Below are 17,611 nucleotides of genomic sequence, written 5' to 3' on the forward strand. Positions count from 1 at the left end.
TATTCTAACATGGATGACTTGTATTCACAATTAGCAAATGCTAGAATGAGAGGGATTTATATATGGTAAGAACTTATTATTTGAAGTGGAATTCCGATATTCTCTATAGTGATGTTGAAAAGTATGAGATCCTTCTTTCCAAACAAAGAAGAGAAAAGGTACATAAATACCTGCAGGAGAGTGATAAGATTACCTCGATATTAGGGGGATTGTTGATTCAAAGAGGACTTGATAAAGAGCGGGTGGAATTTTATTTTAACTCACATGGTAAACCAAAAGCAAGACAGAGCAATCTGGAGTTCAATCTTTCGCACTCAGGAAACCATCTTTTGTGCAGTGTATCCAATGAAGGAGCGATAGGGGTGGATATTGAAAGAAAAAGAGAAGCACCCTTGCCTCTGATGAAGAGATACTTTCATCCGGAGGAGATAGAATATGTAGATGGGAAAAAGAAGTTTTTTGAAATCTGGACAAAAAAGGAAGCCTATGTAAAAATGACAGGAGAAGGTTTAACGAAGGAGTTGTCGGGAATCAATACCTTTCGTATTCCGGCGTTTTTTCAAACAGAGGAGACAAAGGAGACAATCTATACTTTATGTATGAGGAAGGAACCAAAAGAAATGGTGTTTGTTGAAGTGAAACTGGAGGATTTAATATGATGCGTTTAAATAAGTATTTAAGCGAGTCAGGTATCTGCTCCAGAAGAGAGGCTGATAAGCTGATTAAGGCAGGGCAAATATATGTAAACGGGGAAAAAGCCGATTTGGGTATGCAGGTAGATGATACAATGGATATATCCATTGGAAAGAAACGCATTATTAACCGCAAGGAAAAAATTGTGTTGGCTTTTTATAAGCCACGAGGAATTGTATGTACCGAAAACCCCAGAGAACGAAAAAACATTATTCGTTACATCAATTATCCGATCCGAATCACGTATGCAGGGCGGCTGGATAAAGAATCAGAAGGTTTAATGATTATGACCAATGACGGCGATTTGATTCATGAAATTATGAAAGCAGGTCACCAACACGAGAAAGAATATCGTGTCACGGTAAACGAAGAAGTGACAGATGAATTTATAAAGAATCTCTCTAAAGGAGTTCATATTCAAGATGATGAGAAAGAAATTGATACCATAACAAGAAAAGCAGTGGTGAAAAAAGTGGGGAAATATACTTTTGACATCATATTAACCCAGGGCATAAACAGACAGATTAGAAGAATGTGTGAAAGCCAGGGGTATAAGGTCACGAAGTTAAAGCGAACCAGAGTCATGAATATTACTTTAAAGGATTTGGCAGTTGGAAAATACAGAAAATTAACAACACAGGAGTTGGATGAATTATATGAAAAAATCGAAGAAAGCAAGAATGGAAGAGCTTGTCAGTCTCCTTACGAAAGCCGCTAAGGCTTACTATGTGGATGCAGAAGAAATCATGAGTAATTATGCTTATGATCAGCTTTATGATGAATTACTGGAGCTGGAAAAAGAGACAGGAATCGTTCTCGCCCAAAGTCCAACGCAAAATGTTGGTTATGAAACCATGAGTGAGCTTCCCAAAGAAAGACATGAAAGTCCAATGCTTTCCCTGGATAAAACGAAAGAAGTCACTGATTTGATTGAGTTTGCAGGAAATCAAAAAGTTCTGGTTTCCTGGAAATTAGATGGACTTACTATTGTACTGACCTATCGAGAGGGAGTCCTCTATAAAGCGGTTACTCGAGGGAATGGCGAAGTAGGTGAAGTGGTGACGAATAATGCAAGAGTATTTAAAAATCTCCCCCTTCAAATCCCTTATAAGGATGAGCTGGTGTTAAGAGGGGAAGCGATTATTACTTATTCTGATTTTGAAAAAATAAATGAAGAGATTGACGATGTGGACGCAAAATATAAAAATCCCAGAAATCTTTGCAGTGGTTCGGTACGTCAATTAAATAATGAAATAACGGCAAAACGAAACGTTCGTTTCTTTGCTTTTACCTTGGTGAAAGCCGAAGGTGTTGACTTTCACAATTCAAGAGAGAAGCAGCTGCAATGGATAAAAGAGCAGGGTTTTGAAATCGTGGAATATGAAAGTGCGGCTGGTGATACCCTTTCGAAAGAAGTTCTTAAGTTTTCGGAAAAAATCACAGACAATGATTTCCCTTCCGATGGTCTTGTGTTAACATATGATAACATAGCCTACGGAAGTTCTTTGGGGGCAACCTCAAAGTTTCCAAGAGATTCCTATGCTTATAAATGGGAAGACGAGACGAAAGAGACTACTTTGACAACCATTGAGTGGAGCCCCTCCAGAACAGGACTTATCAACCCGGTTGCAATTTTTGAACCAGTTGAACTGGAAGGAACGACAGTAAGCAGAGCCAGTGTCCACAATATTAGTGTTATGGAAGAATTGGAGCTGGGGGTTGGAGACCGAATCCAGGTTTATAAGGCCAATATGATTATCCCTCAGATTTCAGAAAATTTGACAAGAAGTGGTGTAAAGGATATACCAGTCCAATGTCCAGTCTGTCAGGGAGAGACAAAGATTCAGAAGGAAGGGAATGCAAAAACCCTGTTTTGCCCGAATCCGAACTGTCAGGCGAAGCACGTGAAGTCTTTTTCTTTGTTTGTAAGCAGAAATGCGCTGAATATAGAAGGTCTTTCAGAAGCAACCTTGACCAAGTTTATTCAAAAAGGCTTTATCAAAGAATATCGAGATGTTTTTCATTTGGATCGATATGAAAATGAGATAAAAGAGATGGAAGGATTTGGAGAAAAATCCTATGTGAATTTAATCGACAGTATACAGAAAGCAAAGCATACAACTTTGCCCAGACTAATTTATGGCTTGGGAATTGCAGGAATTGGAATTGCAAATGCAAAATTAATCTGCAAAGAGTTTCGCTATGACATAGATAAGATAGTGGATGCCTCTAAGGATACATTAGTGGCGATACATACGATTGGAGAGATACTGGCAAATGCTTTTGTAGAATATTTTTCAGACGAGACTAAAAGGAGAGCTTTTTTTGACTTGATAAAAGAATTGGAGATTGAAAAACCGGAAGCTCCCAAAGAACAGATATTTGAACAAAAGAATTTTGTGATTACAGGAAGTGTAAATCATTTCCAGAATCGTAATGAAATGAAGGAAGTAATTGAAAGCCGAGGGGGCAAAGTGACAGGGTCTGTCACTTCGAAAACCGATTACTTAATAAATAATGACACACACTCAACATCTTCAAAGAATAAGAAGGCAAAGGATTTAAATATCCCAATTATATCAGAGGAAGATTTTCTGAAAATGATGGCCCAGGATGATGAGTAGTTAGGAGGAGCTATGTCAGAGAAAGATCAGGAAGAAATTATTGTAGAAGATATAAAAGAAGAAAAACAGGAAGATGAGTATGAAAAGGTATGTTTCATATGTCACAGACCAGAAAGTGTAGCAGGGAAAATGATTGATCTTCCCAATAATATTTCCGTATGCAATGATTGTATGCAAAAAAGCTTTGATGCAATGAAGGGTGGGAATATGGATTATTCCCAGCTGCTGAACAATCAGAATTTCCAAATGTTTAGCATGCAGGATATGGAGCAAAATGTTCCGAAAAGCCAGAAACTTAAGAAAAAGAAGACAGAAGAAGAGGTTGAGCCTCTGATTGACATTAATAATCTGCCGGCACCTCATAAGATTAAGGGAAGCTTGGATGAATACATTATCGGACAGGAACATGCGAAGAAAGCCATATCTGTTGCGGTTTATAATCATTACAAAAGAGTGGCAACAGACACGATGGATGAAATTGAAATCGAGAAATCAAACATGCTTATGATTGGTCCAACGGGTTCTGGAAAGACCTATCTTGTAAAGACTTTAGCAAAGCTTTTAGATGTTCCTCTTGCGATTACGGATGCCACTTCTCTAACAGAGGCAGGTTACATAGGGGATGATATTGAAAGTGTGGTTTCCAAACTTTTGGCTGCTGCAGATAATGATGTACAGAAGGCAGAGCAGGGAATTATCTTCATCGATGAAATTGACAAGATTGCCAAGAAGAAAAATTCCAGTCAAAGGGATGTAAGCGGTGAATCGGTACAGCAAGGAATGCTAAAGCTTCTGGAAGGAAGTGATGTGGAGGTACCGGTAGGGGCAAATAGTAAAAATGCTATGGTTCCTCTCACTACGGTAAGTACAAAAAATATTTTGTTTATTTGTGGAGGAGCATTTCCGGATTTAAGTAATATTATTCAGGAACGTCTTACAAAGCAGGCATCCATTGGTTTTGGAGCGGATTTAAAAGATAAGTACAAGAATGATAAAAACATTCTTTCCAGAGTTGCCATGGAGGATTTGCGTGGATTTGGTATGATACCGGAGTTCTTGGGAAGACTGCCAGTTGTGGTAACTTTAGAAGGTTTGTCAGAAGATATGTTAGTTGAAATATTAAAGGAGCCAAAGAATGCCATACTTAAGCAATACCAGAAGCTTTTGGCTTTGGACGAGGTAAAGCTGGAGTTTAATGAAGAGGCTCTTCATGCAATTGCTCGAAAAGCAATGAAAAAAGATACAGGAGCCAGAGCCCTTCGGGCAATTATCGAGGAGTTTATGTTGGATATTATGTATGAGATTCCGAAGGATGATAATATTGGGCAGGTAGTTATTACAAAGGAATACATTGAAGGAACCGGAGGTCCAGTGATTAAGCTTAGAAACCAGAATGTTCATGGATAGGAGGAGGTATGAGTATGCAGGAATTTATCGATGATTTAGGAAAACGGGTAATGAGTGTAGCGAAAGATGTAGGAGAAAAGGCGGAAGAAGTGATTGGAATTCAAAAGCTAAAAAGTGATATTCGTTCTCTGGAAAGAGGGAATAACCGTGACCTTCTACACATTGGAAAAATGGTTTATGAAAAGTTTAAAGATGGAGAAACAGTGGATTTGAATTACATAACTCTTTGTGAAGGAATTGAGCAAAGGGAAGAAGAAATCGAGAAAAAAGAAGAAGAAATTGATAGTATGAAATAACAATAGAATTCCCCTCGGCCAGATGTAAATGGCGGAGGGGAGTATTTGTTTTTCGTCAAATTGAAAACATTTCCTTTACTTGATGGTAAATAGTATCCATTAGGCGGTTTCTTGCCTCTACACTTGCCCAAGCGATATGAGGAGTGATAAAAAGCTTCTCGCTGTTTTTGATTGCTAATAAAGGATTTTCTTCGCTCATTGGTTCCTGGGTAAGCACATCCAGACCGGCAGCAGCAATCATATCCTTTTCCAAGGCAATCTTTAGATCCGACTCGACAACGATAGGGCCTCTTCCTAAATTGAGCAGGATAGCTGATTTTTTCATTTTTTTAAGATTGGAAAGATTCATTAAATTCTCGGTGTACTCATTCAGTGGGGCGTGAATGGAAACTATGTCAGAAGTAGAAAGTAAGGTATCTAAATCCACTTGAGTAAAGCCGGCTTGAGGTGGGCTTCCGGAAGGAGAGGTGTAGATAACATTCATTCCAAATGCAGTGGCAATGGTACTTACCTTTCTTCCGATATTACCCAATCCAATGATGCCGAAAGTTTTATCTTTTAGTTCAAAGAACACCTGGTCAAAATGGGTAAAGACAACATCATTTACATAAGAACCACTTTTCACATATTCGTCATAGTAACGGAGCTTTTCTAATAGGTAGAATAAAAGAGCAAAGGTATGCTGGGCAACAGAATCGGTAGAATACCCGGCAACATTTCTCCACTCTATATTTCGCATCTTTAAAAAATCCTTATCCAGGTTGTTTGTTCCGGTGGCTGTAACGCAAACAAGTTTGAGATTCTTTGCATTTTCCAATGTATATTTGTTTATATTTACTTTGTTCACAATAACCACATCTGCATTTGCTAAACGCTCTCGAGCTTGCGTATCTGTTGAAAAAGAATACTTGGTTACGGTTCCAAGGGAATCGAATTTTGCTAAATCAATGTCATCTCCAATTGTTTTTGCATCTAAAAAGACAATGTTCATTTATGAAGCCTCCTTCTATCTATATATTTAAGGTTAGTATAACATAAGACAATCATAAATGTTGTGGAGTTTACAACTTTCGTGTATAATGGAGGTCGATAAAAGGAAGTGTATGCAATGAACGAAAAAAGAAAACAACAAGTATTAAGACATAAAATTGTCTTAGCCACTCTGGGGATAGTGGTAATCATATTAGGAAGTGTTTTGTGGGCGAAAAAAAGCCAAAAAAATGAGAAGCCATCGGAGAGCAGTAATGTTACAGCTGCAAAGACAATCCAGCAGAAAACCCAGGAAAAGACAACGGAAGAGCGGATTGAAGAGGCAAGGCAGCTGGGTATCGAAAAGGGTTATCCAGAGTCCTTGATGGAAGCATTTGAGATGAATCCTCAGGAGGTGCTGCCACTTGTGGAGCAGTATGAAAAGTTAAAAGATCAGGAACCTGTGTCAGATATAGGAAGTGACTATATTGAGGGAAGTATTCCGACTCTTTATCAGTGGGATGAAAGATGGGGACTTGCCAGCTATGGTTCGAGTCTTTTGGTTCGGGCGGGTTGTGGTCCAACGGCTCTTTCCATGGTAATGATTTATGTGACAGGTGATCCCTCCTTTGTTCCAAGCTGGGTTGCAGGCTATTCTATGCAACGGGGTCTTGTAGATGAGGACAATTTGACACTATGGCAGCTGATGCGTGTTTTGCCAGAAGATTATGGCATAACGGTTACAGAAGGACATCCCTCCGATGAAGAATGGGTTAAGAATACTCTGAATGAAGGTCATCCGATTATCTGCAGTATGGGACCAGGTGATTTTACAGGAGAGGGTCATTTTATTGTGGTTACAGAATACAAAGAAGACGGAACGGTAGTCGTTCACGATCCCTTTCGAAAAGTAAATACTATAAAAGAATGGAAATATGCAGATATCATTCCTCAGATCAATGCAATCTGGGCCTATAATTAAGATACAACAAATTAGCACTCGTCTCTTGACAGTGCTAATTTTTGTGTTATATTGTATCTAGAACAGATTTATACGAGGAGGTAACGATATGAACATAAATAAATTCACTCAAAATTCTATGCAGGCAATTCAGACTTGTGAAGGGCTGGCAGCAGAATATGGAAATCAGGAGATAGCCCAAATACATCTCTTTTACGCACTGCTTACCCAAGAAGATAGTTTGATTTTAAAGCTCTTTACAAAAATGGGAATTGAAAAAGATAGTATCCTTAGAAGAGCAGAGGAAGGAATAAGCAAACGCATCAAAGTGCAAGGAGGAAATCCTTATGTTGGACAAGCATTAAATAATGTTTTGATTCATGCAGAAGATGAGGCAAAGCAAATGGGAGATGAATACGTCTCAGTAGAACATCTGATGCTTGGAATGATTAAATATGCGGATTCAGATATGAAAGTCCTATTTAAGGAGTTTGGAGTTACGAGAGACGTGTTTTTACAGGTTCTTTCCACAGTCCGGGGAAATCAGCGGGTGACCAGTGACCATCCAGAGGCTACCTACGATACACTAAATAAATATGGACAGGATTTAGTAGACAGGGCAAGAGAACAGAAGCTTGACCCCGTTATAGGCAGGGATGCAGAAATAAGAAATGTGGTAAGAATTCTTTCAAGAAAGACGAAAAATAATCCAGTCCTTATTGGAGAGCCGGGCGTTGGTAAGACGGCGGTAGTGGAAGGGCTTGCCCAGAGAATTGTGAGAGGTGATGTCCCGGAAGGATTGAAAGAAAAGACGATTTTCTCCCTGGATATGGGTGCTCTGGTAGCAGGTGCAAAATACCGTGGTGAGTTCGAGGAACGGCTGAAAGCAGTTTTGGAAGAAGTGAAAAACTCGGATGGAAGGATTATCTTATTTATTGATGAGCTTCATACGATTGTTGGAGCCGGCAAAACAGATGGGGCAATGGATGCAGGAAACATGCTAAAACCAATGCTGGCAAGAGGAGAGCTTCACTGTATTGGTGCAACAACCTTAGATGAGTATCGGAAGTATATTGAAAAGGATGCAGCGCTTGAGAGAAGGTTTCAGCCAGTTATGGTAGAAGAGCCAACAGTGGAGGATGCAATTTCAATCTTACGAGGATTAAAGGAACGGTATGAGGTGTTCCATGGAGTTAAAATTACAGATGGAGCCTTAGTGGCAGCAGCAACCCTTTCAGACCGATATATTATGGATCGGTTTTTACCGGATAAAGCCATTGATTTAGTGGATGAGGCATGTGCCTTAATTAAGACAGAGCTGGACTCTATGCCTGCAGAATTAGATGAATTGCAAAGAAAGATTATGCAGCTTGAAATCGAAGAGGCAGCATTGAAAAAGGAAGATGACCGACTCAGCAGGGACCGCTTGACACATTTACAGGAAGAGCTTGCAAACCTAAGAGAAGAATTCAGTGGAAAAAAGGCTCAATGGGATAATGAAAAAGGAGGAGTTTTGCGTCTTCAAAAAATCAGGGAAGAAATTGAAGAGGTAAATAACGAAATTAAAAAGGCTGAAAGAGATTATGACTTGAACAAAGCAGCGGAATTACAATATGGCCGTCTGCCAGAGCTGCAAAAAGAATTAGAAGCAGAGGAAGAAAAGGTTTCCAAAGAGGACAATACCCTGGTTCATGAAAATGTAACCGATGAAGAGATCGCAAAAATTGTTTCCAGATGGACAGGAATACCGGTTGCGAAATTAAATGAAAGTGAACGAAACAAAACGCTTCATTTGGCAGAACATTTACATAAAAGAGTCATTGGTCAGGACGAAGGAGTGCAGCTGGTAAGTGAAGCAATCCTAAGATCAAAGGCAGGGATAAAGGATCCAACAAAACCGATTGGCTCATTCTTGTTTTTAGGACCTACAGGAGTTGGTAAAACAGAATTGGCAAAGGCTTTGGCAGAAGATCTTTTTGATGATGAAAGCAATATCGTAAGAATTGATATGAGTGAGTATATGGAGAAGCACTCCGTATCACGACTAATTGGAGCACCTCCGGGATACGTAGGATACGATGAAGGAGGACAGCTTACGGAAGCAGTTCGGAGAAAGCCTTACAGTGTAGTGCTGTTTGATGAAATTGAAAAAGCACATCCAGACGTATTTAATGTTCTCCTTCAAGTATTGGATGATGGAAGAATTACTGATTCTCAAGGGCGAACCGTAGATTTTAAAAACACCATATTGATTATGACTTCAAATATTGGTTCTTCCTACTTATTAGATGGAATCGATGAAAATGGAAATGTTTCAGAGGAGGCAAAAGAGATGGTGGAAACTTCCTTAAGAGCTCATTTCCGGCCAGAATTTTTAAATCGCCTGGATGAGATTATCAACTTCAAACCGTTGACGAAAGATGATATTTATGACATCATTGATTTATTAATAGCAGATGTAAATAAACGGTTAAGAGACAGAGAGGTTTCCATAGCTTTAACAGAAGAGGCTAAAAAATATGTACTGGAAGGTGGATATGACCCAACCTACGGTGCAAGACCTTTGAAAAGATTCCTGCAAAAACACGTTGAAACACTGGCGGCAAAATTAATGCTGCAAGGGGACATTGGAGCAGGCAGTGAAATTCTAATTGATGTGGATAATGGAGCCTTAACAGCAAGGAGCAGATAAATTTGAGTATCATCTTCCATATAGACGTAAATTCCGCCTTTCTTAGTTGGAGTGCGGTAGAAGAATTAAAAGAAGGAAAGGGTCGGGATTTACGGGAAATTCCCTCCATTGTGGGAGGGGATCAAAAATCCAGACGAGGTGTTGTATTGGCGAAGTCAATTCCGGCCAAGAAGTATGGAATCCGGACAGGAGAGCCTGTTGCAAATGCCTTTCGTAAGTGTGGAAATTTAACCAGTGTTCCACCGAACCATAAGAAGTATAGTGAGTATAGCCGACAGTTAATGAGGTTCCTGCTGGAAGTGAGTCCGGTCTTAGAGCAAGTCAGCGTAGATGAATGCTATTTAGACTATTCTCAAGCGTATGATTATCGTGAGGATTATAAAGCGGCCGCTCAAAAGATTAAAGATGAGGTGAAGCAGAAATTTGGTTTTACAGTAAATGTCGGAATATCAAGTAACAAGCTTTTGGCAAAAATGGCATCTGATTTTGAAAAGCCGGATAAGGTGCACACCTTGTTTCCAGAAGAAATCAAAGAGAAGATGTGGCCATTGCCCATCGGAGATCTTTATATGGCAGGGAAAAAAAGTGTGGAGACCTTAGAAAAGCTGGAAATCCGTACCATAGGAGAGCTTGCAAAAGCAGATCCTGAGCTCGTGAGTATTCATCTAAAAAGTCACGGCAGAAAGCTGTGGGAGTTTGCAAATGGCTATGGAACCCAGGAAGTGAAGATTGAACGGGAGGATGCGAAGAACATCGGAAACTCCACAACGCTTTCAAAAGATGTTGTACTGCAAGACGAAGCATTAGAAGTAATCAATAAGCTATCTGTGAAGGTTGCAGGAAGATTACAGAAGGCAGGACAAAGGGCATATAACATTGGTGTGGAGATTAAATACTATGACTTTACTTCTGCCTCTCATCAGACTCAGCTACGGACTGGGGTTTCGGACGGAGAAAGTATTTATCAGGTTGCAAAGGAACTTTTTCAGGAGCTGTGGGATAAAGAACCTATTCGTCTGTTGGGTGTGAGAAGTTCAAAATTGGAAGATATAAATGAACCGACTCAGCTCACGCTTTTTGAGGTGGAGGAGGAGGTTCTGCAGCTGAAAGAGAAGTATGAGAAGGAAAGAAAGATTAAAGAAGCAATGAATGAAATTCATAAGAAATTTGGTGATGACATCATAAAAAAAGGGATTTGACAAAAGGGCTTCTAAAGGGATATACTTGTAAATGAAAAGAGCAATTGCGATCACATTTTATTGAGACGCGAGTGCTCTTTTTTTGTATCGTGTGAGATTTTAATGAGAAAGAGAGGTTTTCATGTGAAAAAATTGAATTTAGATTTTAAAGAACTGGGAATGGATGTATTAGTAGATATTATAGCAGGTTTTTTGATTGGGATTGGTTTGCACAATTTTGCTCTGAACGCAGAATTTCCAGTGGCAGGTTTTTCGGGGATTGCCATTGTATTATATCATTTGATAGGATTACCAATTGGTCTTGGTACATTATTGATAAATATCCCAGTTGTTATCATATGTTTTCGGTATTTAGGGCTGCCATTTTTCCTGAAATCTTTAAAGTCCATGGTGATATCATCGGTTATGATTGATTATATTGCCCCTCTGTTCCCGGTTTATGATGGCAGCAGACTTTTGGCAGCAATCTGCATGGGAGTGATTTGTGGGGTGGGTTATGCAATGATCTTTATGCGGGGATCGTCTACAGGTGGCCAGGATTTTATATCCGTATCAATAAAGAAAGCAAAACCTCATATTACGTTAGGTATCATCACATTCATGTTAGATGTGGTAACAATCATTATTGGATTCATAACTGTATTTAAGGATGTGGACGGATTGATTTATGCAATCCTTGTAACGTATCTTCTGGCAGTGGTAATGGATCGGCTGCTTTATGGAGTAAATGCAGGAAAAATGACCTTGATTGTAACGGAAAGAGGACATGAAATTGCAGAAAAAATAGATGAATATGTTGGAAGAGGTGCTACGATTTTGAAGGGAGAAGGGAGCTATTCTAAAAAAGGCAAAGATGTTATCATGTGTGCGTGTAATAACAAGCAAATGTATGTCATAAAAAAAATGGTTCATAAGCTGGATCCCAAGGCATTTACAGTGATTGTTGAATCCAATGAAGTTGTAGGAGAAGGTTTTAAGGAAGAGATTAAGGATATTGAATTATAGGCTTAGAAGAAAGGGAAATCATGATAATAGTTATTGTGATTTCCCTTTCTTTGCTCCTGTGATATAAATTAAAATGTACTATAAATCTTTACCAACTCTAAAGCCATTTCTTTTGATTTTTCCATTCCCTCTTTCGTTATATGCTCAAAAGGTCCATGGTATGCATGACCGCCAGTGCCAAGATTTGGACAAGGCAGGCCCATAAAGCTTAAGGTGGCACCGTCTGTTCCGCCTCTTATCGCTTCAATAATAGGAGTGAGTCCTACGCCAGTGGCAGCCTCTTTGGCAGAGTCAATGAGATGCATTGATTCCGCAATGATTTCAGCCATATTCCGATATTGATCTTCAATGACAAGTGTAACGGTACCGTCTCCCCATTTTTCGTTCAAATTTTTTTCAATTAGTCGAAGAGTATTTTTTCTTCCCTGGAATAGATGAGGATTATGATCCCGTACAATATAATTGAGTGTGGCTTCGCCAACCTCACCGGTCATGCTGACTAAATGGTAAAAACCTTCATAGCCTTCTGTTCCGCGAGGAGTCTCAAAAGCTGGAAGAGCCTGAATAATCTCCATTGCCACAAGGCTGGCATTTACCATGATGTTTTTCGAAGAACCGGGATGTACATTGAGGCCTTTTATGGAGAAAGTTCCTTTACAAGCATTAAAGTTTTCATATTGTATTTCTCCTTCGGTATCCCCATCAAGAGTATAGGCATATTTCGCTCCAAACTGTTCCACATTGAAATGGTGTGCCCCAAGTCCGATTTCTTCATCTGGTGTAAAAGCAATAGAAAGAGGACCATGAGGAATTTCCAGCTGAATCAGTTCTTCGACCATGGTGAGGATAATAGCAATTCCTGCTTTATCATCTGCCCCCAAAATTGTTGTGCCGTCGCTGGTGATAAGAGTACGTCCTTTCAAGGCTTTGAGATGAGGAAATACTTTTGTGCTTAAGATACGTCCGCTGGTTCCTAAGGGAAAGTCTTCCCCATTATAGTTTTCTGTAATGATAGGTTGGATGTTTCCTTCGACGAAGTCGGAGACAGTATCCATATGAGCAATAAAGCCAATGGGAGTCCTGTGTTCATAGCCTTTGGTTGCAGGAAGCTTTCCATAGAGATAACATTTTTCGTCCAAAATCACATCATCCATCCCAAGAGAAATCATCTCTTCCTTGAGAATTCCAGCCAAATCAAATTGTACTTGGGAGGACGGAACTGTTTCACTGTTCTCGTCACTGGGTGTTTTAATTACCACATATTTGAGTAATCTCTCTAAAGTATCCATATTAAAATCTCCTCTCTATGACAATATACTGGTTTCATTGTAACTCCATAGATACGCCTAGCGCAAGAGGGGAATAAGTGGTATACTATCCATACTATGTATGCAGATGTTATTGTAGATATTACTCATGAAAAATTAGATAAAATATTTCAATATTCCATTCCAGAAAATCTAAAGAATAATCTTGTGATTGGATCAAAGGTTTTAATTCCTTTTGGCAAAGGAAATAAACTGATTCAGGGATATGTAATTGGACTTGGAGAAAAAACAAGTTATGATCCAACAAAGATTAAGGAAATTCACGCTCTTTCAGAAGAAGGAATTAATCCTTCTGAAAAACTCATCCGTCTTGCTGCCTGGATAAGAGAAGAATATGGCGGTACGATGATAGCAGCTCTAAAAACTGTCCTTCCCATTAAAAAAAAGGAAAAAGAAAAAGAAGTAAAGAAGGTTACTTTAAGGGTTTCCAAAGAGGAAGGTGTAAAGTTATTAGAGGAGCTTTTAGGAAAGAATCAAAGAGCGAGGGTGCGTGTACTTTCTCTTTTATTAGATCAGAAAGAATGGGATCATAAAACGTTATTAACGAAGGCACAAGTATCTCTTGAGGTCTTAAGAAGCATGGAAAAAATGGGGATTTTATCCATGCAGACAACCAGAGTTTATCGCAAGGTATTACCGGAGGGTGCTGTAGGAAAGCAAGAGATTCATTTGAATGAAGAGCAAGAAAAAATCATGCAGACCTTTCGCAGAGACCGGCAAGAAAGTACAAGAAAAACCTATTTGATTCATGGAATAACAGGAAGTGGAAAAACCCAAATATATATGGAAATGATTGATGAGGTTGTAAAAGAGGGAAAGCAGGCAATTCTTCTGATTCCAGAGATTTCTCTGACGTATCAGGTGGTTGGAAAATTTCAAAATCGTTTTAAAGAGAGAGTTGCAATTTTGAATTCAAAGCTTTCTCCAGGAGAACGCTGGGATCAAATGGAACGTGTAAGGCAGAAAGAGGTAGATGTTATGATAGGTCCGCGGTCTGCGCTTTTCACACCTTTTGAGAACCTTGGCTTAATTGTGATTGATGAAGAACATGAACCCACCTATAAAAGCGAGCAGGTGCCACGCTACCACGCAAGAGAAGTGGCAATTCAAAGAGCAAAAGAGGAAGGCGCAGGAGTAGTATTAGGATCGGCAACACCATCTCTGGATTCATACTATAAAGCAATGCAGGGTGAATACTCCCTTATGCAAATCGATAAAAGAGCAACCAAATCAAAACTTGCGGAAGTCGAAATTGTGGACATGACAAAAGAACTGAAAGAGGGAAACCGCTCGATTTTAAGCGACAGACTAAAGGAACTGATTGAGGATCGGCTGGAGAAAAAAGAACAAGTTATGCTTTTCTTAAATCGACGTGGATATGCAGGGTTCATATCTTGCAGAGCCTGTGGATATGTAGTAAAATGTCCCCATTGTGATGTGTCCTTGTCCTACCACAAAAAGAGCGGAAAACTAATCTGCCACTATTGTGGGTATGAACAGGAAAATGTACATACATGTCCGGAATGTGGCTCCCCTTATATTGGAGGATTTAAAGCCGGTACACAACAAGTGGAAGAATTGATACAGAAGAAGTTTCCAACAGCCAGAGTTCTTCGCATGGATATGGATACCACAAGAAAGAAACATAGTTATGAGGAGATTTTAAAAGTCTTTGATGAACAGAAGGCAGATATCTTAATTGGCACCCAGATGATTGTGAAAGGACATGATTTTCCCAAAGTAACTTTAGTTGGAATCTTAGCGGCGGACATGTCCCTTTATGGAAATGATTACCGTGCAGGAGAGCGAACCTTTCAGCTCCTTACCCAGGCAGCAGGAAGAGCAGGAAGAGGTGTGGATGGAGGAGAGGTAGTTATACAGACCTATAGCCCGGAACATTACAGTATTGAGTTGGCGGCAAAGCAGGATTATCTTGGCTTCTACAAGAAGGAAATGGAATTCCGCAGGATGCTGTCTTATCCTCCAGTGGAAAATATGATGGCAGTTTTGATGACAGGAAGTGACGAAGAAAAATTGATGGTAGCGGCGAAATATTTAAAGGAATTTGTATTTCTTCTGAAAAATATTGAGAAACACCAAGTGATTGGGCCGGCACCTCCTTACATAGGAAAGCTCAAAGATACTTATCGACAAGTAATCTATATAAGAAGTGAGTCAAATAACGAATTAATTCACATAAAAGACAAAATGGAGGAGTATATTGATATCAACAAAGGTTTTCAGGAACTTTATATTCAATTTGATTTCAATCCTCTAAATGCATTTTAATATAAGAAAGGCAGGAAAATAAAATGGCAACACGTATCATAAGAGAGTTGGGAGAACCGGTATTAAACAAGGCAGCAAAACCGGTGAAGGAAATAACGCCTCGTGTGAAGGAATTAATAGAGGATATGCTGGATACCATGTATGAAGCACATGGAGTTGGACTGGCAGCACCTCAGGTAGGGATTTTAAAACAAATCGTTGTAATTGATATCGGAGAAGGTCCCCTTATTTTAATCAATCCGGAGGTCATAGAAACGGAAGGGGAACAGACAGGTGAAGAGGGCTGCCTAAGTGTTCCGGGAAAGTATGGTATCGTAACGAGACCTCAGAAGGTTAAAGTTAGAGCTTATAATGAAAAGATGGAAGAATTTGAAATTGAAGGAGAAGATCTCCTGGCAAGAGCTTTCTGTCATGAGTTGGATCATTTATCAGGTAAAATGTATGTAGATATGGTATTAGACGGCCTGCATGATGTAGGAGAAGAGCCTCAGGAGGAGGTAGAAGAATGCGAATAATCTTTATGGGAACACCGGATTTTTCAGTGCCTGTATTAAAGGCATTAATGGACAATGGCCATGAAGTGGTTTTGGCTGTTACACAGCCGGACAAACAACGGGGAAGAGGGAAAAAAGTGACTTATTCCCCAGTAAAAGAAGAGGCACTGGCTCGTGATATTCCAGTATTTCAGCCAAAGAAAATACGAGAGGAAGAAAATATAGAGTTTTTAAAGAAGTACGAAGCAGATGTGATGGTTGTAGTGGCCTTTGGCCAGATTTTACCAAAAGCCATTTTGGAAATGACTCCATACGGATGTATTAATGTCCACGCTTCCTTGCTGCCGAAGTACAGAGGAGCCGCTCCGATACAATGGGCTGTTTTGGAAGGCGAAAAAGTTTCAGGAGTCACCATTATGCAGATGGATGAAGGACTGGATACCGGGGATATGCTTTTGAAAAAAGAAGTAGAGCTTACAGCTACAGAGACTTATGAAAGCCTTCATGATAAGCTTAGCCCTTTGGGCGCAGAGGCTCTAATTGAAACATTGAAGCAAGTGGAAGAGGGAGAGGTAAAGCCAGTTCCCCAAGGAGAAACACCAACCCCATACGCTCGTATGATTGAAAAAGAGATGGGAAATATTGACTGGTGCAAAGATGCCATTCAGGTTGACCGCTTAATCAGAGGGTTGAACCCCTGGCCTTCGGCATATACGATGTTAGAGGATAAAGTCATGAAAGTATGGAAGGGCGAGGTCTTAACAGAGGATTTGGGAAAATCTCCAGGAGAGATTGTAAGAGTCGATAAAGATGGTTTGGTGGTGCAGACTGGTAAGGGCTGCATTAAGATAACAGAGCTTCAGGTTCCAGGAAAAAAGAGGATGCTGGCTTCAGCTTTCCTATTAGGATATAAAGTACCTGTTCATACAGTGTTAACACAATAAGAGAGGAAGATTTTATGTTTTGGTTTTGGGATTCAACGTATATTTTAGTGATTATTGGAATGGTTATTTGTCTGATTGCTTCTTCTAAAATGAATGCTACCTTTTCAAGGTATTCGAAGGTAAGAAGCAGAAGCGGAATGACGGGGGCACAGGCTGCACAGAGAGTCTTGCAAAGTGCTGGAATTTATGATGTAAAGATTGAGCATGTGAGAGGGAATTTATCGGACCACTATGATCCAAGAGGGAAGGTTTTAAGACTGTCTGATTCCACCTACAACTCTACATCGGTTGCAGCAATTGGCGTTGCAGCTCATGAATGTGGTCATGCGATGCAGGACGCAAAAGGATATGTACCTCTTCGATTAAGAGCTTCGTTGGTTCCAGTGGCCAATATTGGCAGTACCCTTGCCTGGCCATTGATTTTAATCGGTCTGATTTTTAATGGTCAGTCATCCATGCTGTTTATTAACCTTGGAATCCTGCTATTTTGTGGAGCAGTGCTTTTTCAAGTTGTCACTCTTCCTGTGGAATTCAATGCTTCAGCAAGAGCACTGCAATGTGTTGGGAGTACAGGCCTTCTGTATGATGATGAAGTTGTTATGACCAAGAAGGTATTACAGGCGGCTGCAATGACCTATGTTGCAAGTGCGGCATCCTCTATTTTACAGTTGCTTAGATTATTGATTTTAACTGGAAACAGACGAGATTAG

15 protein-coding genes are annotated in these 17,611 nt (G+C 39.7%); 13 read left to right on the plus strand and 2 right to left on the minus strand.

Annotation, left to right across the window (positions count from 1 at the left end):
- Nucleotides 1-62 precede the first annotated feature (62 nt).
- Genes NHH15_RS09915 through NHH15_RS09935 form a run of 5 tightly spaced genes read left to right on the plus strand, consistent with a single transcriptional unit; the run spans nucleotide 63 to nucleotide 5,020 of the window.
- A complete protein-coding gene (locus NHH15_RS09915) occupies nucleotides 63-659 on the plus strand; it encodes a 4'-phosphopantetheinyl transferase family protein (protein WP_262066512.1) in 597 nt (198 codons plus the stop codon).
- Entirely contained in the window at nucleotides 656-1,411 is a 756-nt protein-coding gene (locus NHH15_RS09920) for a pseudouridine synthase (protein ID WP_262066513.1), read from the plus strand. The genes NHH15_RS09915 and NHH15_RS09920 overlap by 4 nt, the downstream gene beginning before the upstream one ends.
- Nucleotides 1,350-3,317 carry an NAD-dependent DNA ligase LigA gene (ligA, locus tag NHH15_RS09925; protein ID WP_262066514.1) on the plus strand — a complete coding sequence of 656 codons (1,968 nt, stop codon included), beginning with the start codon at nucleotides 1,350-1,352 and terminating at the stop codon, nucleotides 3,315-3,317. The genes NHH15_RS09920 and ligA overlap by 62 nt, the downstream gene beginning before the upstream one ends.
- 12 nt (nucleotides 3,318-3,329) lie before the next feature.
- Nucleotides 3,330-4,724, plus strand: coding sequence for an ATP-dependent Clp protease ATP-binding subunit ClpX (clpX, locus tag NHH15_RS09930; protein WP_262066515.1), 1,395 nt, complete (start codon nucleotides 3,330-3,332; stop codon nucleotides 4,722-4,724).
- Between the two features lie 14 nt (nucleotides 4,725-4,738).
- Entirely contained in the window at nucleotides 4,739-5,020 is a 282-nt protein-coding gene (locus tag NHH15_RS09935) for a hypothetical protein (protein ID WP_262066516.1), read from the plus strand.
- A gap of 55 nt (nucleotides 5,021-5,075) precedes the next feature.
- On the opposite strand, the gene NHH15_RS09940 is transcribed toward NHH15_RS09935, so the two are convergent.
- Nucleotides 5,076-6,011, minus strand: a complete 936-nt coding sequence (locus NHH15_RS09940) for a D-2-hydroxyacid dehydrogenase (RefSeq protein ID WP_262066517.1) — start codon at nucleotides 6,009-6,011, stop codon at nucleotides 5,076-5,078.
- Between the two features lie 117 nt (nucleotides 6,012-6,128).
- Between NHH15_RS09940 and NHH15_RS09945 the strand changes: the two genes are divergently transcribed.
- From NHH15_RS09945 to NHH15_RS09960, 4 genes are all read left to right on the plus strand, one after another.
- On the plus strand, nucleotides 6,129-6,971 hold the full coding sequence (locus NHH15_RS09945) for a C39 family peptidase (protein WP_262066518.1): 843 nt from the start codon (nucleotides 6,129-6,131) through the stop codon (nucleotides 6,969-6,971).
- Nucleotides 6,972-7,059: 88 nt separating this feature from the next.
- Nucleotides 7,060-9,642 carry an ATP-dependent chaperone ClpB gene (gene clpB / locus NHH15_RS09950; RefSeq protein WP_262066519.1) on the plus strand — a complete coding sequence of 861 codons (2,583 nt, stop codon included), beginning with the start codon at nucleotides 7,060-7,062 and terminating at the stop codon, nucleotides 9,640-9,642.
- Nucleotides 9,643-9,644: 2 nt separating this feature from the next.
- Nucleotides 9,645-10,841 (plus strand): Y-family DNA polymerase, encoded by a 1,197-nt coding sequence (locus NHH15_RS09955; protein WP_262066520.1) that lies wholly within the window; start codon nucleotides 9,645-9,647, stop codon nucleotides 10,839-10,841.
- A gap of 123 nt (nucleotides 10,842-10,964) precedes the next feature.
- The gene (locus NHH15_RS09960; protein WP_262066521.1) at nucleotides 10,965-11,846 is read left to right on the plus strand and encodes a YitT family protein; all 882 of its coding nucleotides are present in this window, start codon (nucleotides 10,965-10,967) and stop codon (nucleotides 11,844-11,846) included.
- A gap of 68 nt (nucleotides 11,847-11,914) precedes the next feature.
- On the opposite strand, the gene pepT is transcribed toward NHH15_RS09960, so the two are convergent.
- A complete protein-coding gene (gene pepT / locus NHH15_RS09965; protein ID WP_262066522.1) occupies nucleotides 11,915-13,135 on the minus strand; it encodes a peptidase T in 1,221 nt (406 codons plus the stop codon).
- A gap of 96 nt (nucleotides 13,136-13,231) precedes the next feature.
- Here pepT and priA point away from each other — a divergent pair, with 96 nt between their 5' ends.
- The 4 genes from priA to NHH15_RS09985 are packed head-to-tail and all read left to right on the plus strand — an operon-like array spanning nucleotide 13,232 to nucleotide 17,611.
- A complete protein-coding gene (gene priA, locus NHH15_RS09970) occupies nucleotides 13,232-15,463 on the plus strand; it encodes a replication restart helicase PriA (RefSeq protein ID WP_262066523.1) in 2,232 nt (743 codons plus the stop codon).
- A 23-nt stretch (nucleotides 15,464-15,486) separates the two neighbouring features.
- Nucleotides 15,487-15,978: a peptide deformylase gene (def, locus tag NHH15_RS09975; protein WP_262066524.1), complete on the plus strand. Its 492-nt coding sequence runs from the start codon at nucleotides 15,487-15,489 to the stop codon at nucleotides 15,976-15,978.
- On the plus strand, nucleotides 15,969-16,901 hold the full coding sequence (gene fmt, locus NHH15_RS09980) for a methionyl-tRNA formyltransferase (protein ID WP_262066525.1): 933 nt from the start codon (nucleotides 15,969-15,971) through the stop codon (nucleotides 16,899-16,901). The genes def and fmt overlap by 10 nt, the downstream gene beginning before the upstream one ends.
- Before the next feature lie 14 nt (nucleotides 16,902-16,915).
- Complete coding sequence (locus NHH15_RS09985) at nucleotides 16,916-17,611, plus strand: zinc metallopeptidase (RefSeq protein ID WP_262066526.1); 696 nt, start codon at nucleotides 16,916-16,918, stop codon at nucleotides 17,609-17,611.

The sequence above is a fragment of the Aequitasia blattaphilus genome (assembly GCF_024721305.1).
GTDB classification, from domain to species: domain Bacteria; phylum Bacillota; class Clostridia; order Lachnospirales; family Lachnospiraceae; genus Aequitasia; species Aequitasia blattaphila.

Excerpts from the sequence above, each read along its gene's own strand:
- NHH15_RS09935 (WP_262066516.1), top strand. The coding sequence starts at position 4,739 with ATGCAGGAATTTATCGATGATTTAGGAAAACGGGTAATGAGTGTAGCG.
- clpX (WP_262066515.1), top strand. The coding sequence starts at position 3,330 with ATGTCAGAGAAAGATCAGGAAGAAATTATTGTAGAAGATATAAAAGAA.
- fmt (WP_262066525.1), top strand. The coding sequence starts at position 15,969 with ATGCGAATAATCTTTATGGGAACACCGGATTTTTCAGTGCCTGTATTA.
- NHH15_RS09920 (WP_262066513.1), top strand. The coding sequence starts at position 656 with ATGATGCGTTTAAATAAGTATTTAAGCGAGTCAGGTATCTGCTCCAGA.
- priA (WP_262066523.1), top strand. The coding sequence starts at position 13,232 with ATGTATGCAGATGTTATTGTAGATATTACTCATGAAAAATTAGATAAA.
- clpB (WP_262066519.1), top strand. The coding sequence starts at position 7,060 with ATGAACATAAATAAATTCACTCAAAATTCTATGCAGGCAATTCAGACT.
- NHH15_RS09940 (WP_262066517.1), bottom strand. The coding sequence starts at position 6,011 with ATGAACATTGTCTTTTTAGATGCAAAAACAATTGGAGATGACATTGAT.
- ligA (WP_262066514.1), top strand. The coding sequence starts at position 1,350 with ATGAAAAAATCGAAGAAAGCAAGAATGGAAGAGCTTGTCAGTCTCCTT.
- pepT (WP_262066522.1), bottom strand. The coding sequence starts at position 13,135 with ATGGATACTTTAGAGAGATTACTCAAATATGTGGTAATTAAAACACCC.
- NHH15_RS09915 (WP_262066512.1), top strand. The coding sequence starts at position 63 with ATGGTAAGAACTTATTATTTGAAGTGGAATTCCGATATTCTCTATAGT.
- NHH15_RS09985 (WP_262066526.1), top strand. The coding sequence starts at position 16,916 with ATGTTTTGGTTTTGGGATTCAACGTATATTTTAGTGATTATTGGAATG.
- NHH15_RS09945 (WP_262066518.1), top strand. The coding sequence starts at position 6,129 with ATGAACGAAAAAAGAAAACAACAAGTATTAAGACATAAAATTGTCTTA.
- def (WP_262066524.1), top strand. The coding sequence starts at position 15,487 with ATGGCAACACGTATCATAAGAGAGTTGGGAGAACCGGTATTAAACAAG.